The sequence below is a fragment of the Qipengyuania sp. ABI-127-1 genome (genome assembly GCA_022953095.1).
Classification (GTDB): domain Bacteria; phylum Pseudomonadota; class Alphaproteobacteria; order Sphingomonadales; family Sphingomonadaceae; genus Qipengyuania.
Genome location: JALJCR010000002.1, coordinates 600533 through 619465, shown reverse-complemented (window position 1 = coordinate 619465; position 18933 = coordinate 600533). Strand labels below are relative to the sequence as shown.

16 protein-coding genes are annotated in these 18933 nt (G+C 60.2%); 11 read left to right on the top strand and 5 right to left on the bottom strand.

Features of this window, described 5'->3' with window-relative positions:
* Positions 1–26 precede the first annotated feature (26 nt).
* From MUY37_RS12465 to MUY37_RS12430, 8 genes are all read left to right on the top strand, one after another.
* On the top strand, positions 27–929 hold the full coding sequence (locus MUY37_RS12465; protein ID WP_499195663.1) for a glucosamine kinase nucleotide-binding domain-containing protein: 903 nt from the start codon (positions 27–29) through the stop codon (positions 927–929).
* Entirely contained in the window at positions 926–1963 is a 1038-nt protein-coding gene (locus tag MUY37_RS12460) for an SIS domain-containing protein (RefSeq protein WP_499195662.1), read from the top strand. Before MUY37_RS12465 ends, MUY37_RS12460 begins: the two co-directional genes overlap by 4 nt.
* Complete coding sequence (gene nagA / locus MUY37_RS12455; protein ID WP_499195661.1) at positions 1960–3102, top strand: N-acetylglucosamine-6-phosphate deacetylase; 1143 nt, start codon at positions 1960–1962, stop codon at positions 3100–3102. The genes MUY37_RS12460 and nagA overlap by 4 nt, the downstream gene beginning before the upstream one ends.
* On the top strand, positions 3099–4187 hold the full coding sequence (locus MUY37_RS12450; RefSeq protein ID WP_499195660.1) for a hypothetical protein: 1089 nt from the start codon (positions 3099–3101) through the stop codon (positions 4185–4187). Before nagA ends, MUY37_RS12450 begins: the two co-directional genes overlap by 4 nt.
* Positions 4188–4281: 94 nt before the next feature.
* Entirely contained in the window at positions 4282–7011 is a 2730-nt protein-coding gene (locus tag MUY37_RS12445; RefSeq protein ID WP_499195659.1) for a TonB-dependent receptor plug domain-containing protein, read from the top strand.
* A gap of 99 nt (positions 7012–7110) precedes the next feature.
* Entirely contained in the window at positions 7111–8679 is a 1569-nt protein-coding gene (locus tag MUY37_RS12440; RefSeq protein WP_499195658.1) for a sodium:solute symporter family transporter, read from the top strand.
* A 446-nt stretch (positions 8680–9125) separates the two neighbouring features.
* The gene (locus tag MUY37_RS12435) at positions 9126–9425 is read left to right on the top strand and encodes a DUF7946 domain-containing protein (RefSeq protein WP_499195657.1); all 300 of its coding nucleotides are present in this window, start codon (positions 9126–9128) and stop codon (positions 9423–9425) included.
* Between the two features lie 277 nt (positions 9426–9702).
* Positions 9703–10038 (top strand): DUF7947 five-stranded beta-barrel domain-containing protein, encoded by a 336-nt coding sequence (locus MUY37_RS12430; protein ID WP_499195656.1) that lies wholly within the window; start codon positions 9703–9705, stop codon positions 10036–10038.
* A 77-nt stretch (positions 10039–10115) separates the two neighbouring features.
* Here MUY37_RS12430 and MUY37_RS12425 read toward each other — a convergent pair whose 3' ends face one another.
* Positions 10116–11003 carry an IS1595 family transposase gene (locus MUY37_RS12425; protein WP_499195655.1) on the bottom strand — a complete coding sequence of 296 codons (888 nt, stop codon included), beginning with the start codon at positions 11001–11003 and terminating at the stop codon, positions 10116–10118.
* Positions 11004–11159: 156 nt separating this feature from the next.
* On the opposite strand from MUY37_RS12425, the gene MUY37_RS12420 reads away from it, so the two are divergent.
* Both MUY37_RS12420 and MUY37_RS12415 read left to right on the top strand, forming a co-directional pair.
* Entirely contained in the window at positions 11160–12665 is a 1506-nt protein-coding gene (locus MUY37_RS12420) for an acetyl-CoA acetyltransferase (RefSeq protein WP_499195654.1), read from the top strand.
* 291 nt (positions 12666–12956) lie between these two features.
* Entirely contained in the window at positions 12957–13745 is a 789-nt protein-coding gene (locus MUY37_RS12415; protein WP_499195653.1) for an N-acetylmuramidase domain-containing protein, read from the top strand.
* A 38-nt stretch (positions 13746–13783) separates the two neighbouring features.
* Here the strand turns inward: MUY37_RS12415 and MUY37_RS12410 are convergent, their stop codons facing one another.
* Positions 13784–15781 carry a putative bifunctional diguanylate cyclase/phosphodiesterase gene (locus MUY37_RS12410; protein WP_499195652.1) on the bottom strand — a complete coding sequence of 666 codons (1998 nt, stop codon included), beginning with the start codon at positions 15779–15781 and terminating at the stop codon, positions 13784–13786.
* 381 nt (positions 15782–16162) lie between these two features.
* On the opposite strand from MUY37_RS12410, the gene mobA reads away from it, so the two are divergent.
* Positions 16163–16756, top strand: a complete 594-nt coding sequence (mobA, locus tag MUY37_RS12405) for a molybdenum cofactor guanylyltransferase (protein WP_499195651.1) — start codon at positions 16163–16165, stop codon at positions 16754–16756.
* Here the strand turns inward: mobA and MUY37_RS12400 are convergent.
* Genes MUY37_RS12400 through moaB form a run of 3 tightly spaced genes read right to left on the bottom strand, consistent with a single transcriptional unit; the run spans position 16737 to position 18921 of the window.
* A complete protein-coding gene (locus MUY37_RS12400; RefSeq protein ID WP_499195650.1) occupies positions 16737–17915 on the bottom strand; it encodes a molybdopterin molybdotransferase MoeA in 1179 nt (392 codons plus the stop codon). The two genes, mobA and MUY37_RS12400, sit on opposite strands and share 20 nt — an antisense overlap.
* A complete protein-coding gene (gene moaC, locus MUY37_RS12395; protein ID WP_499195649.1) occupies positions 17912–18388 on the bottom strand; it encodes a cyclic pyranopterin monophosphate synthase MoaC in 477 nt (158 codons plus the stop codon). The genes MUY37_RS12400 and moaC overlap by 4 nt, the downstream gene beginning before the upstream one ends.
* Positions 18385–18921 (bottom strand): molybdenum cofactor biosynthesis protein B, encoded by a 537-nt coding sequence (moaB, locus tag MUY37_RS12390; protein WP_499195648.1) that lies wholly within the window; start codon positions 18919–18921, stop codon positions 18385–18387. The genes moaC and moaB overlap by 4 nt, the downstream gene beginning before the upstream one ends.
* Positions 18922–18933: the final 12 nt, after the last annotated feature.

Genomic DNA, 18933 nt, shown 5'->3' with positions numbered 1-18933 from the left:
GTCCAATCGAGTGCGCAGGACAAGACGTGCGGTATTGGCTCGGCATTGATGCTGGAGGAACTAAGAGTCTTGCCAGTCTGGTCGATGTCAAGGGCCGCGAACTAAGCCGGGTTTTGGCGGGTCCGGGGAATCTTCGCATCGGTGTGGAGGCGGTCGAAGAGTTGACGCTCGACATTGCTCAGCGAGCCATCGAAGAAGCCGGACTGTCAGGGGATGCGATTGGTGCGGTGAGCCTCGGTCTTGGTCTCGCAGGCCTCTCGCGCGCCAGCCAGTCGCGCCAGCTCGTCGGCAACCGATGGCCTTTTGCACAGGTCTCGATCGCGTCCGACGCCGAAATCGCGCACCTAGGCGCCCATGCTGGCGAGGACGGAGCAATATTGATCGTCGGGACCGGATCCATCGCCTACCTGCGGGTCGGTGGCAAAATCGATACCATGGGCGGCTATGGCTTCCCGATCTCTGACGAGGCGAGCGGCGCTGCCCTTGGACTGAGCGCAGTCCGCCATGCCTTGCGGGCGCTCGATGGGCGCACCCGGTCGACACCCTTGAGCGATGCGGTAACCGGTCAGTTCGGCGACAGCACCGTCGCGGTCATCGAATGGATGGAGACAGCGACGCCGGGCGACTTTGCCGCCTTTGCGCCAATAGTCATTTCCTATGCCGAGCGCGGTGACGACATCGCCCGCTCGATCGTGATCGAGGCGGTTCGGCACATCGAGCGTTTCATCGAGACAATCTTCGAAAAGGGCGCGCCGAGATGCTCACTCATGGGCGGATTGTCGGCGCATTTGCGGCCATGGCTGCGCGCCCGGACAAGCGAGATGCTGGTCGAACCGCAAGGCGACGCGTTGAGCGGTGCCCTGATGCTTTCAGGTGCTCCAAGCGTTGTCGCTCGTCCGGGCGCGCCCGTGCCGGAGGGTAGGAGATGATCGCGCAGGCCCAGACGCGGATGGCAAGCGAGGCTGCCGAGGCTCCCGATCGGATCGCGCTGCAAGCCGAGGCATTGGCCGCACCGCTGCAAGAGCTCGCGAGGTGGTGGCTGGCGTCGCCACCGAGCGCGATCATTACCTGCGCGCGGGGCAGCTCCGATCACGCTGCGCTTTTCGGTAAGTATGCGCTGGAACAGGCGACCGGTCGGCCCGTCGCTTCGCTTGGGCCATCGCAGGCTTCGGTGTACGAAACGCAGCTGCATTTTGATGACATGCTCTTCATCACCGTGTCGCAATCCGGGCAAAGTCCGGACCTTTTGCGATCCGCGCAAGCGGCAAAGGCGGGCGGCGCGCTGGTGGTAGGCATCGTCAATGATCCGCTATCTCCGCTTGCCGCAGCAGCGGACATCGTGCTCGACATGCATGCTGGCCCAGAGCACGCTGTGGCGGCGACGAAGTCCTTTCTGTGCACGTTGACGACCTTTGTCCGGTTGATCGCTGCCATCACCTCTTCGTCTGGGATTGCAGGTGCCCTCGACCGCTTGCCAGAGCAGCTCAGGTTCGGGTCCGGCGAGCGATGGGGAAATCGGATCGTCTCACAGTTTTGCGATGCGCAGCGCGCTTTCGTCATCGGCCGCGGTACAGGGTTGGGCATTGCAGCCGAAGCGGCGCTCAAACTAAAAGAAGTGGCAGGCCTTCACGCAGAAGCCTTCAGCGCAGCCGAGGTGCATCACGGTCCAAAAGCTGCTGTCGGCGCAGATTCGCCGGTCATCGTGCTCGGATCTGAAGACGCAGCGCGTAGCAGCCTGGATGAGGCAGCCCGTTCACTGAGCGCGTTTGGTCCCGCAGTCTTCGGCAGCCTCGTGAATGTCGAAGGCGTAATGGCATTGCCGACTGTTCGCACCGGGCATCCCCTGACGCAGCCAGTCGCCCAGGCCGCCGCCTTCTATCAGTTTGCCGAAGAATTATCGCGGCGCCGCAGCCTGGACCCTGACAATCCGCCATCGCTCAGCAAAGTGACGAAGACATTATGACGAGACTCACCGGCGCGAGCACACTTCTGTCCGACGGAAAGTGGCATGAGGGCGTGGTTGACATCGCAGATGGCCGGATTTCCGCAATCGCGCCGGGAAGTGGAACGGCGCCGGGGCTTGCAGACCTCAAGCTTGACGGCGGCTATCTGATCCCGGGCTTTTTCGACATCCAGGCCAATGGAGGTGGCGGTGTCTTGTTCAACGACGCGCCTTCGGTTGCGACCTTGCGCAAGATGGCCAAAGCGCATCGACCATTCGGTACCTGCGCCATGCTTCCAACTTTGATTTCGGATGACATCGACAAGGTTCGGACTGCGATCGCTGCGGTCGAGCAGGCAATCACCGAAGGAGTGCCGGGCATTGTCGGCATTCATCTCGAAGGGCCGATGCTCAACCCGGCCAAGCGTGGCATTCACGATGCCCGGCATTTCCGCTCTTTCGATGCCGAGACGATCGACTTGTTCGCTTCTCTGCCGAATGGCGCCATTCTCGTCACGCTTGCCCCCGAGGAGGTCGAGCGCAGTCACATCCGCGAACTCACCAGCCGCGGTGTGCGCGTCGCGCTGGGGCATTCGCTGGCCGGGTATACCGAAGCCCGACAGGCCGAGACCGATGGCCTGACGGGCTACACGCACCTTTTCAATGCCATGACCGGTGTCGAGTCACGCAAGCCCGGTGCAGTGGTGGCTGCCCTCGAGGGTCCTGCATGGTGCGGACTTATCGTCGACGGACATCATGTCGACCCGGCAGTGCTGCGCCTTGCGATCCGCGCGAAGCGAGACAGGCGCTTCTGTCTCGTCACCGATGCAATGCCGGGGGTGGGAACCGATCTCGACCACTTTCAGCTCGCAGGTCGTCACATTGCGATCAGGGATGGAGTTTGCCTGGCCGAGGACGGCACCCTGGCTGGATCGGCCTTGACCATGATTGATGCCGTGAAGAACGCAATCGACTGGCTGGATCTGGACCTTGCCGGGGCGACACGACTTGCGAGCGCCGAGCCGGCGCGTTTCATGGGGTTGGAGCGCGACCTGGGCGGACTGTTTGTTGGAGCACGCGCCAATCTGCTTCATCTCGATGACAAACTGCGCATCACCCGAAGCTGGATCGATGGCGAAATGCTGGCTCTTCGCCATTGAACGACCGGTCGCCTCGTCTCTTGTCCGTCGATGCCTTGCGCGGTCTCGACATGCTGGTGATCATCGGTCTCGATGCCCTGATCCACGCGTCCGCACGGGCATGGCCGATAGAACCCATGGCCTGGTTTTCCGAGCAGTTCTATCATGCCGAGTGGAGCGGCATCCATCTTTATGATCTGGTCTTCCCGCTTTTCATTTTTCTTTCCGGCGTTTCGCTTGCGATCGTCGATGCCCGACCATCTTCTCAGGCACTCTCGCGCAGTCGGCGGCTTGCGTCAGCGGCGCGCCGCGCGTCGATTCTCTTACTCCTTGGCATCATCTACAATTTCGGATGGGACTGGTCGTGGGAGCGTCTGCGGATCCCGAGCGTTCTCGGTCTGATCGGGGTCAGCTATTTCATTGCGGCGGCGACGTTTATTCTGGTGCGTGACCGCAGCGGGCGGATAGCAACTGCGATCGCCATCGCGGCAATCGTTGCAGGGCTTCAGCTGCTTTATCCGATCCCCGGTATCGGATCGGGTGCCCTTACGCCCGAGACAAGCGTCAATGGCTACATCGACAGGCTCGTTCTGCCCGGCCGGCTTCACGGTGGATCATACGATCCCGAAGGTCTGCTCGGCATGTTCTCAGCCTCTCTTATTACCCTTGCCGGAGCGGGTGCCGGGGCTGCCATCGTATCGAACAACTGTGCCGGAAAGCCATTATCGCTTGGGCTTTCCGGCGTAGCGATCGGACTAGCGGGAGGCATGCTCGGGGCCGCCTATCCGCTGATCAAGTCGCTGTGGACCATAAGCTTCAATCTTGTTGCGATCGGCTCGTGCCTGCTGATGCTTGCCATCGCTCGCCTGGCATTCGACCAGGAAACCTCACCATCCGTGCTGGGTAAGGCGCGCGAAGCGCTCGCGCCGATCGGAGCGAACGCGATCCTCGCCTATATGGTCGCCCGCTTCCTTGTATATCCGCTCTATGCGCCGCTCGCGCAATTTCCCTTCACGGTAGAAATCGCCGGACTGTGCGCACTCATAGCAATCCAGTGGCTCCTCTATCGCGCGCTCTTCGCCCGAGGTTGGCTTCTGCGTGTGTGAAAATCCTTCACCTCTTCACAATCCACGTTTCTTGCATGTGGGTTGCCAAGAGGTTACAAAGTGGTAATATATAGGTTCACTGAGGGGAGTGCCCATGAGATCAACTGCCAAATTATTCGCCGGAACGATTCTTGCCAGCACCGTGGCGACCCTGCCGGGCACCGCCTTTGCGCAGGATTCCGCCAGCACCTCTGAGGCTCAGAACTCCGAAGAAGGCGAGACTATCGTAGTCACTGGATCCCGCATTCAGCGTACAGAACTGACAGCTACGAGCCCGGTCACCTCTTTCGACCAGGAACAGATCGAGCTCGACCGCGCGGTTACGATCGAGGACATCAGTGTCCGCATTCCGCAGTTCGCCGGAGGCGTCAACTCTACCCAAACGGGAAGTGACGGACGGGGAGCGCAGACACTCGATCTGCGCAACCTCGGCCAGAATCGCACGCTGGCCCTGCTGAATGGTACTAGAATGGTTCCGTTCAGCTTTCGGAATGCGGTCGACGTCAACAGCATTCCCGCACCGCTGCTCAAGCAGGTCGATGTGCTAACTGGAGGCGCAGCGGCGGTTTATGGCGCTGACGCTGTTGCGGGCGTCGTCAATTTCATTGTCGACACTGACTTTGAGGGCCTGCGCCTCGGCGGCAGCTGGGAGGGAGCCGAGGACTTTCAGACCTACAACACGAATATTTCGCTGGGCGCCAATCTCGGTGATCGGGGCGGAATCGTGTTTTATGCCGATTACACCAATCGCGGCGATCTGCTGGTTGGAGACCGCGATTACCTCGCCGACAACACCACTTCGACGCTCGCAGGCGCCGGCGGCAATTTCACCGATATTGCGAGCGGCAACTTCTTTGCCTTCGACGAGAGCGGAGTGTTGCAAACAACGCGTCAAACGTCGGATTTCTCGGATCTCTACCCGGCGATCCAGCCGCTCGAGCGCATCAATGTCGCGACTTTCTTCGACTATAAAATCGCGCCATTCGCCGAGATTTATGGGCGCGCGATGTACACGCGAGTCGATACCGTGGGCGCGGGCCGCGCAGGCAACAATCCTGTCACGGTGAACGATCGGGTCTTCATCAGCGAAACCAATCCGTTCCTGACTGCCGACATCCGTTCACGCCTGACCTTCGTCAACGGACAGGCAGAAGTGGGCGTCGAGCGCACCTTGGGAGAGCTTGGCATCCTTACTGCCGCGACCGAGCGCACCACGACCCAGTACCAGGTCGGGCTGCGCGGTCCGTTGGCAGACTGGCTGCGCTACGATGCCTATATCCAGCACGGCCGGGTCGAAGAAGACACGACCACGACTGGCGATGCCTTGCGGGTCAACAGCACCGGCGGCAGCCGCTTTGCCGCGATCGCAAACAGTGTGGACATCTTCGGTCCGGGTGCCGACCTTTCCGGTTTTGGGGCGAATTTCGTCCAGGAAATCCGCGACCGCAAACAGACGGTTGCAGCCTTCAGCCTGTCGGGCGATTCCTCGGCACTGTTTGAGCTGCTGGCGGGCCCTGTCCGCTTCGCCGTGGGTTACGAGTATCGCGATGAATCCCTCGAGACGGGTGACGAGGCGGCGCTGGTCAACGGTCTGACCTACCGTGGCAGCACGGGCGGCGTTATCATCGGCGGCTTCGACGCCAGCGAGGTCTATGCCGAAGTGCTCATTCCGATCCTTGCCGACAAGCCCTTCTTCGAGGATCTCACCATTGAGGGAGCAATCCGCTTCTCCGATTTCTCCAATGCCGATGTCGGCAACACTGACAAGCTCGGAATTTCCTGGCAGGTCGATGACAACATCCGTTTCCGCGGAACCCGCCAGACGGTGGTTCGATCACCGAATATCGGCGAATTCGCCGCTCCGGTTTTCTCGATCCCCTTCTCGCTCCTGCGGACAGTGCCGAGGCTCCAGCCGCGCTACCTTGGCGACCCCTGTGTGTTGGGTACCGGCGACCAGGCCCAATGCGATCGTTTCGGCGCTCCGCCGCAGGGTTCGTATGATAGTCTGGATCCGGCCAATCTCACCGGACAATACTTCTTCGGCGGCAACCCCGATATCGGGCCGGAAAACGGGCGGACCTACACCATCGGCGCAGTTATCACGCCGCAATTCGCGTCGGGACTGGAGATTATCCTCGACTACTACGACATCCGCATCACAGACGCCGTCGGTCAGATCCAGCCGGTCGATGCATTGCAGAGCTGCTACATCGATAATCCGGTCGCGGATAATCCGATCTGCCAGGCGATCTCTCGCGACCCGGTGACAGGCGTCATTGACGATGCGTTCGTAAACGACCGCAACCTTGGGGTTATCGAACAGTCCGGCTTCGACATCGACGTCAACTATCAGATCGATCTGTCCTCCAGTGGCTTGGCTACTGGTCTCAGACTCGGGTATCAAGGGACGATCGTTACTGACTACTCGATCCAGCGCAATCCGGTGCTCGATCCGGTCGACTGTAAAGGGACCTTCGGTTTCGCCTGCTCGTCGGACGCCGTCAGCCTGGTGCAACCAGCCTATCGTCATCGCGCAGCAGCGACCTTCGCTGGCGACATGGGGATGCTGCAGCTCGTCTGGCGTCGGATCGGCGAAGTCGAGAACGCGCTTGATCCGAGCGAAAAAATCGGGGCTGTCGACTACTTCGACTTGAACCTGCAAGTCGATACAGACTTCAACGGTCTCGTGATCAATCTTGGGATCCGGAACCTGTTCGATAGAGAACTGCCGCAACCAGCCTCCACCACTTCCTTCAATGCGCTGCTGGGAACGTACGATATCATCGGTCGCACCTTTGGCGCCTCGGCCAGCATCACATTCTGATTGCGTTGACTTCACGATCCGGCGGGCTCTAGTCCGCCCGATCCGAGCTCCCGCTTTTGGGAGGTGACGTATCCGGACTTCCTGAGGAGGGGCTCTCCCATGCCAATGTCATCGGGTTTCGGAACGATCGACTGGATAGTGGTCGCGATATACCTGCTCGGCAACGCGGCGCTGGGTTGGTACCTTTCAAGAAGGGGAGCACGATCCGCCCGCGAATACTTTCTTGCCGACGGTCAGATGCCCGGCTGGCTGATCGCGTTTTCGGTGCTTGCGACCACCCAATCCGCAGCAACTTTCCTCGGCGGCCCGGATTTCGGATATCGCGCCGACTATACCTATCTCGCCGGATCGCTTGGCGCCGTGCTTGCGAGCCTGGTTGTGGCAACCGTCCTGCTTCCGCGCTTCTATGCGCTCAATGTCACGACGGTCTACGAACTTCTCGATCAGCGCTACGGCAAGCTTGCTTTGCGCAGCACCTCGGCGATGTATCTTGTCGGGAGGATCTTCGCCAATGGCGCCCGTCTATTCATGGCGGCTCTCGCTGTCGCGATGATACTCTTCATGCGGACCGATTTTTCGGCCATTGCATTCGCGACCGTTATCATCGTCATCCTTAGCCTCGCGCTTTGCCTCATGGGCGGCCTTCGTTCGGTCATCGCCAGCGACGCTGTACAGCTTGTCGTCTATGCAGGGGCTGCATTTGTAGTGCTTATCGCGCTCTACATCCGGCTCGACCTCGGTTTCGCCGAAGTCCTCTCGGCGCTCGATGCGCCGCCGTCTGGCCCGAGCAAGCTGACAATTTTCGATTTTTCACTGGCGCTCAACGATCCTTTTACGATTCCGGCCGCCTTTACTGGACTGATGCTGCTCAACATCGGCAATTTCGGGCTCGATCAGGACACTACGCAGCGTCTTTTGGCCGCCAAGAGCTCGCGGCACGCTGGCTGGGCGCTGTTCTGGTCATCGATCGGCGCGCTGCCCATCATCTTCGTGTTTCTGAGCATCGGGCAATTGCTGCATATCTTCTACGATCGCGGCGATCTGACTGGATTGGCTGGAGCGGACGCGGACCTCAACAGCGTGACAGTATTCATGCGCTATATCCTGACCGAGTTGCCCGACGGAGTGCGCGGTCTGTGCGGAGCGGCGGTCGTTGCCGCGGCTGTATCCACGCTAACATCCGGTCTGAGCTCGATGAGCTCGGTCGTGGTCGCCGATTTCTACAAACCCTGGGCTGGCCAGCTTTCCGACGAACAGACCGTCACTGCAGGTCGCGTCGCGATGATGGCGATCGCGATTATCCTCGGTCTGATGGCAGTGGTGTGTTTCTTCTGGCAGCGTTCCGCCGATCTTCCTCTGCTTGAATTCGCGTTGCAGGTGATGGTGTTCGCCTATGCAGGCTTGCTTGGCGTGTTTGCCGCAGCCGTCTTCACCAGCCGCGGTAGCGAGGCGTCGATTGTCTGGGCGTTGGTGATCGGCTTTGTCGCCATGGTGGCAGGCGAAGCGGCAATCGGTGGTATGGTCGGGGTGCCTGAAAGTGTAACATCGCTTGCGTTTACCTGGAAACTGGTGATCGGCTCTGCACTGGCATTCCTTGTGGCAATCATGGGCAACAAACAGAAAACTGACCACTCGACAGAACGGCGCGAGCAGCCAGCTGCGGCATGATACAGGCGATCACCGAAGCAGCCTCCCCGCGCGGAAATGAGGACAGGTTCGGATATGCGGAAGGTGTTGCCTGGGTTCTGGACGGTGCCACGGACCTGTCTGGCTTCGATCTTGAAGGTAGGACCGCAGCGTGGTGGATCGTTGAAGCCCTTCACGCGGAGCTGCACGATTGCGCGGCTGAGGGCGCCGCCCTGCGCGCTTTCGATTTTGCCACTCGCCTATCGTCAGGAGCGAGGCGAAGGCTGCAGCGAAGATTTGGTACAGCGCGCCGAGCTGTTGCCGATGCGTTAGAACAGGCTTCGAGCGCGCTCAGTATTGTGCGTAAGGCGGATCGTCGTTGGACAGTCATCGTTTTTGCGGGGGTGTATCCCCTCCGCATAGGTAACGCTTGACTCAAATGTAGCACGCCCTATCGCATGCCGACCTGCCTATCAGGGGGATCGGGTATGTCTAATCCAGACATTTTGATAAGTTACGATGGTGGCGACGCATCTAGAAACGCAATCGACGCAAAGCTCTACGGCCAGTCCTTGCAAGGACTGGACCGCATGGTTTCAGACATTCTCATCATCATTACCGAAGAGCGTCTTCCCAAGCGTGGTGATCGAGCCGGCTTGGTACTCAAAGTCAAAGAACCGGAAGCGGGTTCCTATACAAACCCAGCTTTCTTTCAGGAGCTTTCGGACGCGCTGGCGGTCGGTGTTCCGGTGCTCCAGGCAATTGGACCGGAGGTCGTTGCTTACTAGGTCGGGGCGGTCCTTGATCGGTTCCGAGGAAAGGATTCCGCGGTGGAGTTAGCGATCACGAAAATGGCTGAGATGCATCATGACACGATAGAGGGCATGACGCAGATGCACAGGGACTCGCTAAGCGCGTTGGATCGTAAGGATGAGCGCCAACACGTCGAGCGCGAGGGTATGCGAGACATGCTTCGCCGTGCAATTGACGGTAGTGGCGCGGCTGCGCAGAATTACGTTGCTCCGGTCGGTCGCTCTGTAAGCGAGGCTTCGTTTCTAGCTGGTAATGCCCCCCGCTGTTGAAGTTGATAAGACGGGCGCCGATGCTATCCGGGACTCTCAAAAATTGGATTGGGAGGGCTTGGAGCCGATTACGCTGCGGACGGATGGTTTCAAGTTTCACTCGAATGGCCTGAGTGTTGAGAATCCCGATAAAGAAGATGGGTTTCTCATGGCCGACGTGGACGATCCCACTTTCAAAGAGGACGGCAACCCTTACACCCTAGCGGCCCAAAACCGGGCGCAAATTGAGGTTCTTGCTCGCAAGGGCTATAAGAACGGGGAATTGAAGCGGATTCAGATTGTCGAATTCCGGAGGCGAATTGATGACGGCGCTGCGTAAAGCCATAGAGCAAGGCAAACTCGACCAGTTCATCGCCGAACACGAGGGCGAGATTGGCGACCGCGATGCCTTTGAAGCTACTCTGCGCTCAATGGCCGGAAAGTCGAAAGAAGTTCCGGAAGCATCGTCTCCGGACGATTGCGACGATTGAAGCGATACTCGAATTCCTTGGTATAGAGGCCAAGGTATTTCGGGCTGACGCTGGTGTGCGTTCCGCCGATTGAACGCTTCAAGTGGCTCCAGAAGCTTTCGATTGCATTCACGGTCGCACCGCTTTCGTGGCAAACGTATTGTTCTTTCGAGTGATCGACTTGTTTGTGCCAGTAGCCCTTGATGGTGCCCAGTCCGCCGTAAGAGCGCAGCGTATCGGTATGTACCTCGCTGTAGGGAAGGACGTGCTTGACGACATGCGGGAGTAGCGTGCCGCTCTTGCGATCAACCACAACCTCGGTGACTACATCGCCGCCCTTTTCGAGCATCCCGAAAACGACTGCCTTGCCTTTGCCGCCCATGCCGTTCCGGCGATAACCGCCAACGAACGTCTCATCGATCTGGACCTTCTTGAATGGGCCGCCAACGGGCGCGTCACCATCTACGTCCGTCATGTGTTCGCGGATCAGCTTCGCCATGCGCCAAGCGGTCTTGTAGGTCATGCCTAGCTGTCGCTCCAATTCCTTGGCCGACACGCCGTGCCGCGTGGTGGTGAACAGATGGATGGCATAGAACCACAATTGCAGCGGGGTCCGCGTCTTTTCGAACGGGGTGCCGACTGTCGGGTGCAGGTGGTGGCCACACCACTGACAGGAATAAGCGCGCTCCGCCTTGATACGGAACCACTTACTTTCACGCTCACATTTCGGACATTCGTAACCCTGTCCAAAGCGAACATTGAACAGGTGCTGGAGGCAGGTTTCGTCGTCAGGATAGAGGCGAAAGAATTGGGCGGTGGTGATGGGCTTCGTCATAGCCCATTATATAGCTTAATCCGTTACGTATGGCAAGGGGATAGACCCCCATAATTTTCTTGGCTGAGGTCCCTGCCACCCCAGCCAGCTCTCTTTGAACTTTCGGTTGCAGCTTGAAACTCGCTTGCTACGCATGGCAGCGAGAGGAGAGCATACGTGCCAGATCAGGACCCCGATAGAATTCCCGTCATCGTCGGCGTGGGGCAGATCAACGACCGGCCCGAACAGCCCGGCGACGGCCTCGATCCTGTGGGCCTGATGGCCGAAGCGCTGCGCCGTGCCGATGCGGATGCCGGGCACGGCCTGCTTGCCGATTGCGATTCGCTGGCCGTGGTCGCACAGCTGGGCTGGCCGCAACTCAACCCCGTCGACGAAAAGCTGGCAGACAGGCTCGGGATCGATCCGTCCCACCGCATGCAGACCGCCATGCCCAATGGCGACAGCCCGATCCTGCTGTTGAACGAGGCGGCCAACCGGATCGGTCGAGGGGATGCGAAAATCTGCGCCGTTACCGGCGGAGAAGCGCTCCGGACCGCCGCCGGGCTTGCCGCCATGAAAAAGGACGCGACTGGCGAAAAACCCAATGCCCTGCGCGATGCGACGCACCGCGTGCGCAAGGGCTATGCACAAAGCTATGGCCTGATCGTTCCGACCGATGTTTATCCGTTATACGAGAATGCAGGCCGCGCCGCATATGGCCAGTCCCTCGCCGAAGGGCAGGCCGAGAGCGGCCAGATATGGGCGCGAATGAGTGAGGTCGCGGCCGAGAACCAAGGGGCATGGATCAGGACCCCCGTCACGGCCGAAGACATCGTCACGCCGACTGAGAGCAACCGACCGATCGCCTTCCCCTACACCAAGCTGCAGGTCGCCAATGCCTCGGTCAACCAAGGCGCCGGCTTCATCATGACCTCGCTTGCGGAAGCCAAACGCCGGGGAATCGCGAGCGATCGTCTTGTCCATGTCGGTTACGGCGCAGCCGCGCACGAAAGCGGCAATTTTCTCGAACGTGATCGCTACGATGCATCGCCCAGCCTGGTGGTCTCGCTGGAGAAAACGATGGAACTGAACGCTGTCACGGTCGGCGATCTCGCGCATGTCGAACTCTATAGCTGTTTTCCCTGCGTGCCGAAGATGGCGCGCCGCGTCCTCGGATGGCCGGTCGACAAGTCGGCCACAGTCTTCGGCGGGCTCACTTTCGGTGGCGGGCCGATCGGCAATTATATGAGCCACGCCGTCGCCGCGATGGTCGAGGCCCTTCGCGGAACGACGGATAAGGGCCTGTTATTCGCCAATGGCGGCTATGCCACGCACAACCATACGATCCTGCTGTCCGGGTGTCCCACCGACGCGCAATTCCCGCAGGATTTCGATTACCAAGCAGAGGCGGACCGAAGGCGCAGAGAGATACCGTCTCTCGATGAGCACTATAGCGGCCCCGCCACCGTCGAAACCTATACGGTGCATTACGATCGCAGTGGAGCGCCGCGATCGGGCGTCGTCATCGCACGGACACCCGAAGGGGCTCGAACCCTTGCCCGCATTTCCGCCGACGATGTGGAGACGATCGCCTTCTTCACCGATGGAAAGGCGGAGCCTGTCGGAACGAGTGGAACGATCCACCGGAACGGTGACGATATCGCTATCTGGAACGTCGCTTGATGTGATCCGGGCTGTTCACATCGCGCCCCCGACGATGAACCTGGCAGTGCGTCGTCGGTTCCTGGCGAAACTTCGAGCCGGGAAAGCTCACCCATCATCGCGCAATCGCCTGGAGGAAATGCGACCGGTTCTTGCAAGATGATCCAGCCGCGCCCTCGGAAACCATGCCAGGCGATCGGGCCGCTTTCCTACACGCCGAAGGGGCGTCATCACGAGTCGCACTGAGATGAACCGGATGGGCATTTGCCTCACGGCCGGTCGTCTCGGACACATGCTGGATGGAGAAAAGCCATGTCCTTGCAATTTGTCGGCCCGGCATCGCCACTCGATGACGAAGCCATAGAGAAGGCCGCTCGCGACATCGGCTGCCGGGTCGCGGCCGTACGCGCGGTGATCGATGTCGAAAGCCGCGGCGGTTTCCTTGCCGACAAGCGCCCGAAGATCCTTTTCGAGAGACATTATTTCTCGCGCCTGACGAAACGCCGGTACGACCGTTCGCATCCGGCCATTTCGCAGCCAGGCCCGGGCGGATATAAGGGAGGGAGGAAGGAATACGACCGACTTGCCCAGGCAATCGACCTCGATCGCGACGCGGCGTTGCGATCGGCAAGTTGGGGGGCCTTCCAGATCATGGGCGATAATTATCGCATATGCGGCTTCGACGATGTCGAAGATTTCGTTTCCGCCATGGTCTCGGGCGAGCCTGCTCAGCTCCGCGCATTCGTCGCTTTGGTGAAGTCGAGCAAGCTGGACGCCGCGCTCATTCGCCGTGACTGGGCGCAATTCGCACGCGGCTACAACGGCCCGGCATATCGCGCCAACAGATATGACGAGAAGCTCGAAGCTTCCTATCGCTTCCATGCCGCGAGCGACCCACATGCGCCCTCCGCACGCCCGTTGCTGCGTCAAGGAGATCGGGGAGACCCGGTCCGCGCGGTGCAGAACCTCCTGCATATTCTCGCCGACGGCTATTTCGGTCCGATTACCAGACGGGCGGTGATCGCTTTTCAGAAATCGAAAGACCTTTCCGCCGATGGCCTGGTCGGCGAAAAGACCTGGGCGGCACTGGCTGCAAACTGAAACCCGAACGCCAATGCTTGGCGTGGGCTGTGGACTTGCTAGCTGTTTGCCGGGACAGGAAGCGATCGCATGCTGCCCATGCCGTCGGTTTTGAGCGTACCCCGCCCGCTTGCATGGTGGCCTAGGAGACTGTCCATATTGCCCGATGAGCGCGATCGGTGCTGCCGCAGCAAATCGAGCACTCCGCCCCGGGATAGAGGGCGACCGAGGTAGAAACCCTGGCCAAATCCCGCGCCCAAATTCAGCGCCGTCTCATGGTCTTCCGCCGTAGCGATGTATTCGGCAACGCTTTCCAGCTTCATCGCCTCGATCATCTTGATCACGCCGCGAAGCATGTCGCGCCCCTTGGGATGCCGCGCTTCCCGGATCAGCGAACCATCTATCTTTACTTTGTCGAACTTGATTTCGCGCAGATAGACCAGCGAGGCGAAACCGGCACCGAAATCATCGAGCGCAATCCTGCATCCGGCGCGGCGCAGGATTTCAACGTTTTTTCGAGCAACCTCGAAATTCACCAACATGGCCGTTTCGGTAATCTCGAACTGCAAGCGGCTGGACGGAAATTGCTTGCGGGAGATGAGCGCCACGATTTCGTCGGCCGCGCCCTCGCTGCAAATATGCGCGGCACTCAGGTTGAAGGATAACCGGCATGGTGGTTGCCAATCTGCGGCGAATTCCAACGCTTTTTCCAGCAAAGTGAGCGTTATTTCCCGTATCTGGCCAAGCCTCTCGGCTATCGGAATGAACTGTACCGGCGAAACTTCACCCAGCGTGGGGTGGTACCATCTGGCAAGCGCTTCGAACGACGCCAGCTCGCCCGTCCGGAGATTGACGATCGGCTGGTAAGCGAGCGACAGGCACTCGTCCGAGTCCAGCTTTATCAGCTCAGCCTCGATAGCGTGGGTACGCAAGGTTTCGTCGCTGATTTTCTGATCGAAAAGCGTGGTTGTCTCGTCACCTTCGCGTTTGGCAACATACAGGGCCACGTCAGCCTCGCGCAGCGCCTGACCGACATCGGTCGTGCCCGATGCGACAAGGCGAGCGCCCGCACTTGCTCCCACCCTGACCACAGTGTTCGACAGCCGGATGGGCCTGCGCAAATGATCGAGCGCCCGGTCGCACATCGCTACCAGGCTCAACATTTCTTTCACGCAATCGGGACCGCTGACGAACAATCCGAATTCGTCTCCACCCAAGCGCCCCACGATAGCGTGGGGCGGCACGACACGCTGCAATCGCCGGGCAACATAGCGCAGCACTTGATCACCGGCGTGATGGCCGTAGAGATCGTTGATCGGCTTGAACCGGTCGAGATCGACCAGAGCCAGTAGCCCGCAGTGTCCGTCAGCCAGTATCTCTTCCACATCGCGGATGAAGGCGAACCGGTTTCTCACCCCAGTAAGATCGTCATACTCTGCCCGGTGCTGAACATTCCTGCGCGCATCCGTCAGTTCGAGGTTGATCTTTTCCATCCGCAAAAGCGCATGATCCGCATCGTACTGCGCCTTGAACAGCCGCAGCTGCACCTTGTGGCTGGACTCCGCGAGGTAGAAACTGAGCGCAGTGAGCACGACCACCGCCGAGGAAGCCGCCAGGTTTTCAGCCGCAAAAAGGTAGAGGACAGCCAACACCAGCGGCAACACGAAACAGAAGAAAATCACTCTCGATGCGAAAATTATCCCGGTGAGGGCAGCACCTTGAACCAGGGCGGTGAGGAGCCCAAGGCCCAGAATCTGCAACCATTCTATACCCTGCGGCGATGCAGCAGCGCTGGCGAATGCGATCGACAAATAGAAATAACTCTGCGCGCAGGACAGGAGAACCACCATTCCGCCTGTCACCCGCGCGGTTATGGGATTTACGTCCTCTGATTTTCCCGGAGGCAGCGCATACATCCAGTGACGAAAGCGCAGGAGTACCGCTAGTAGAAGAATCGCGCCGACCAGCTTGGTGGCCAAATGGTCCCATTTGATCCAGGCAACCACTGCGAAAGGAGCAAGGATCGCAAGATAGTAAAGATGTATGATCTTGCGCACCGACCTAATGCGCTCGCGACCGAATTCCACAGCAATCGCATTATCGGATTCGAAGCCGATTAGTCTGTCGATGCACTGCAAAGCCGTCACCCGGTTCTCCTATCCGGTCTGCATATGTCAGCACCTCAGAAACTCGTGGTAAAGCAACCTCTAGGGAAACTACTAGCCGACCGTAAGGAATGGTCTCGATCTGCCGCGCTAGAGTGTTTCTGGTCCTTAGATATGCGTCTATATGGCGAGGACAATCAGGAAGACGGCCTCGATAGGGAAGTCATATTCCTTCGCCTTTCAATCCCGAAACCGGGTGCGGAACGATTAACCACACCAATCGCCTGTCACACGGGAAAGTCTGCATGGCATGAAGCGGATCTCTGATATCAGATGGTAAAACCGGGTATCGTCATCGCTTGCGGCGGGCTGGGAAAGCGCATGGGCGGTTCCAAACCGCTGCGCATGCTGGGTGGGGCAACACTCCTCAGACATGCGTGTGACTGGGCCACGGCCCGGTCAGATCACGTCGCACTCGCTGTTCGCGAGGCCGGTCAGTTGTTCGATGAAAGCCTGCCCCTGCTGATCGACCGCCATACCGGAATTGGCCCCATCAGCGCTTTGGCGAGCGCCTTCGATTTTGCCCTGGCAACAAAACGCGAGCATGTTCTGGTGATAGGCTGCGACCAGCCTTTCCTTCCCAACAACCTCGTTGCGCGCCTGTCAGCCGCCATCGGCGATGGCGGTGCTGCGATGCCGACAAGCCTCGGGCGCGATCAGCCGCTGGCCACGCTCTGGCGCGCGGATCGCGGCGCGCTGGCGGAGTATCTGGCAAAAGGCGGGCAATCGCTGAGGGGGTTTGCGCATCGCGTGAATGCAGTGAGCGTCGAATGGGAGACCGAACCCGCTTGCGATCCCTTTTTCAACGTCAACGACCCGGTGGCCTTGGAAGAAGCAGAGCGGCGGTTCAGAAGGACACGGCGGTAACGGTCGATCCCGGCGCAAGAGCCGCTTGTTCCGGCGGGCACCGGATCAGCCAGTCGGCTTTCAGCAAAGCTGCTTGTGCACCACTGTCCTGGTTGCCGATGGGAACCAGTCCGCCTTCATTGAAACGCGCGCGGATAAACGTCTCTCGCCCGCCAGTTGCCTTCAGCGGTGCGGCAAGAGGCAGGCTGTGCCAACGATGGGACACAGTCGCCCCGCCCAGCGCCTGGAAGATCGGGCGCAAAAACAGCGCCCCTGTAACCATGGCCGAGGTCGGATTCCCCGGCAGGCCAAGCACGATTTTCTCCCGCGCCTTTCCCAGCCAGACCGGTTTGCCCGGTTTCATCGCCACCTTGGGGACAATCACCGAAAGACCGTGCGGCTCGAACATGGGCTTAGCGAAATCGCGGTCTCCGACCGATGCGCCCCCCGTGACGATGACAAGATCAGCGCACTCCAGCGCCTCGCCCGCCGCACGAGTGAGCGCATCGAGATCGTCCGGGCACCTCGCCCGGTGCACTACGCAACCGCCTGCTTCCTCGACCAATGCGGCAACGCCATAGCTCACGCTTTCGGGGATCGCATCGCGCACCGCATGAGCCGAGCCGGGCACTGCAAGCTCGTCGCCCGTGCCGATGATTGCCACGCGCGGACGCAGCGCCACCTCAACTTCAGCGACATCGGACGCCGCGGCACCGATCATGGCCCGCGCATTCAGCAAGGTGCCGGCAGGAACGAGCATATCGCCCGCAGCGAAATCGCTACCCATGGCGCGGACATGCCCTGCCGGACCGTACCCTTCGGCGAAAGTCACGCTATCGCCGGTGCGGGTCGCATACTCCTGCATAATCACATAGTCGCTGCCCTCGGGCATCGGGGCGCCGGTAAAGATGCGCACCGCCTCGCCCTCGCCCACGCGCCCCTCATAGCGCCGCCCGGCGATCGCTTCCCCAATAACAGCGATAGCGCAACCCGGCTGCGTCGCTGCCTCGATCACGGCATATCCGTCCATCGCCGATACCGGAGCGCGCGGCGCGGCGCAGCGGGCCGTCAGATCGCACGCGAGCCTGCGCCCGCTTGCCTCGGCCAGCGGGACTGTTTCCGTCCCCAGCGGCACGACATGGTCTGCTATCCGCGCCAGTGCTTCTGCGAAGGGGATCATTTCGGCTCCCATGCGCCCGACTTGCCCCCTTCCTTGGCTGTCACACGGATCGCACCGATCGTCATTGTCCGGTCGACTGCCTTGAGCATGTCGAACAGGGTGAGGCAGGCGACCGAGACTGCGGTCAGCGCTTCCATTTCGACCCCGGTGCGCCCCTCGGTCCTCACAGTCGCGACGACAGAAAAGCCCGGTAGCGCATCTTCCACTGCGATCGCGACATCGACCTGCGACAGAGCCAACGGGTGGCACAGGGGAATCAAATCCGCCGTACGCTTGGCCGCCATCACACCGGCAAGTTCGGCAGTTGAAATCACGCTGCCCTTGGGCGTCCTTCCCGCCCTGACCAGCTCGAGCGTCGCGGCGGCACATCGTAGCTCGCCCCGAGCCCGCGCCCGGCGGGCCGTGACGGCCTTATCGCCGACATCGACCATGCGCGCCCGGCCCTGATCGTCCAAATGAGACAGACCATTCATGCGCATACCTCCCTCAACCGCGGCAATTGCCCTGCTATTGAACAGGGACGGTAGCGGCTATCGAGCTCATAGCGTAGCACCAGGTCCCAGGCGTCGCGACAGGCGCCGGTAGAACCGGGCACGCAGAAAACGAAGCTGTCACCCGCCTGCCCCGCAAAGGCGCGTGATTGCAGAGTTGAAACCCCGATCGTGCCCATGCTGACCTGATGGAAGACTACACTGAACCCGTCCATCACCCGGCGCAGCAAAGGCATGACCGCCTCCGGCGTTACATCGCGCGGTGTGAAGCCGGTACCTCCCGTGCTCAGCACGATTTCCACATCGGGATCATCGATCCAGGCCCGTACCCGCGCTCGGATCGCTTCGACATCGTCCTTCACGATCGCCCGCGCTACCAGTTCGTGCCCCGCCTCTACCAAACGAGAGGCGAGCAATCCTCCCGATGTGTCAGTTTCAGCGGTGCGGGTATCCGACACCGTCAGCACTGCGATCTTCAGCGGATGGAAGGGCAGGCTCTCATCTATTCCTGGCATTGTCATTCCTGT

Coding starts and splice junctions, on each gene's coding strand:
- MUY37_RS12435 (WP_499195657.1), top strand. CDS start 9,126: ATGTCTAATCCAGACATTTTGATAAGTTACGATGGTGGCGACGCATCT.
- nagA (WP_499195661.1), top strand. CDS start 1,960: ATGACGAGACTCACCGGCGCGAGCACACTTCTGTCCGACGGAAAGTGG.
- MUY37_RS12400 (WP_499195650.1), bottom strand. CDS start 17,915: ATGATCCCCTTCGCAGAAGCACTGGCGCGGATAGCAGACCATGTCGTG.
- moaB (WP_499195648.1), bottom strand. CDS start 18,921: ATGCCAGGAATAGATGAGAGCCTGCCCTTCCATCCGCTGAAGATCGCA.
- MUY37_RS12425 (WP_499195655.1), bottom strand. CDS start 11,003: ATGACGAAGCCCATCACCACCGCCCAATTCTTTCGCCTCTATCCTGAC.
- MUY37_RS12460 (WP_499195662.1), top strand. CDS start 926: ATGATCGCGCAGGCCCAGACGCGGATGGCAAGCGAGGCTGCCGAGGCT.
- moaC (WP_499195649.1), bottom strand. CDS start 18,388: ATGAATGGTCTGTCTCATTTGGACGATCAGGGCCGGGCGCGCATGGTC.
- MUY37_RS12415 (WP_499195653.1), top strand. CDS start 12,957: ATGTCCTTGCAATTTGTCGGCCCGGCATCGCCACTCGATGACGAAGCC.
- mobA (WP_499195651.1), top strand. CDS start 16,163: ATGGTAAAACCGGGTATCGTCATCGCTTGCGGCGGGCTGGGAAAGCGC.
- MUY37_RS12440 (WP_499195658.1), top strand. CDS start 7,111: ATGCCAATGTCATCGGGTTTCGGAACGATCGACTGGATAGTGGTCGCG.
- MUY37_RS12445 (WP_499195659.1), top strand. CDS start 4,282: ATGAGATCAACTGCCAAATTATTCGCCGGAACGATTCTTGCCAGCACC.
- MUY37_RS12430 (WP_499195656.1), top strand. CDS start 9,703: ATGCCCCCCGCTGTTGAAGTTGATAAGACGGGCGCCGATGCTATCCGG.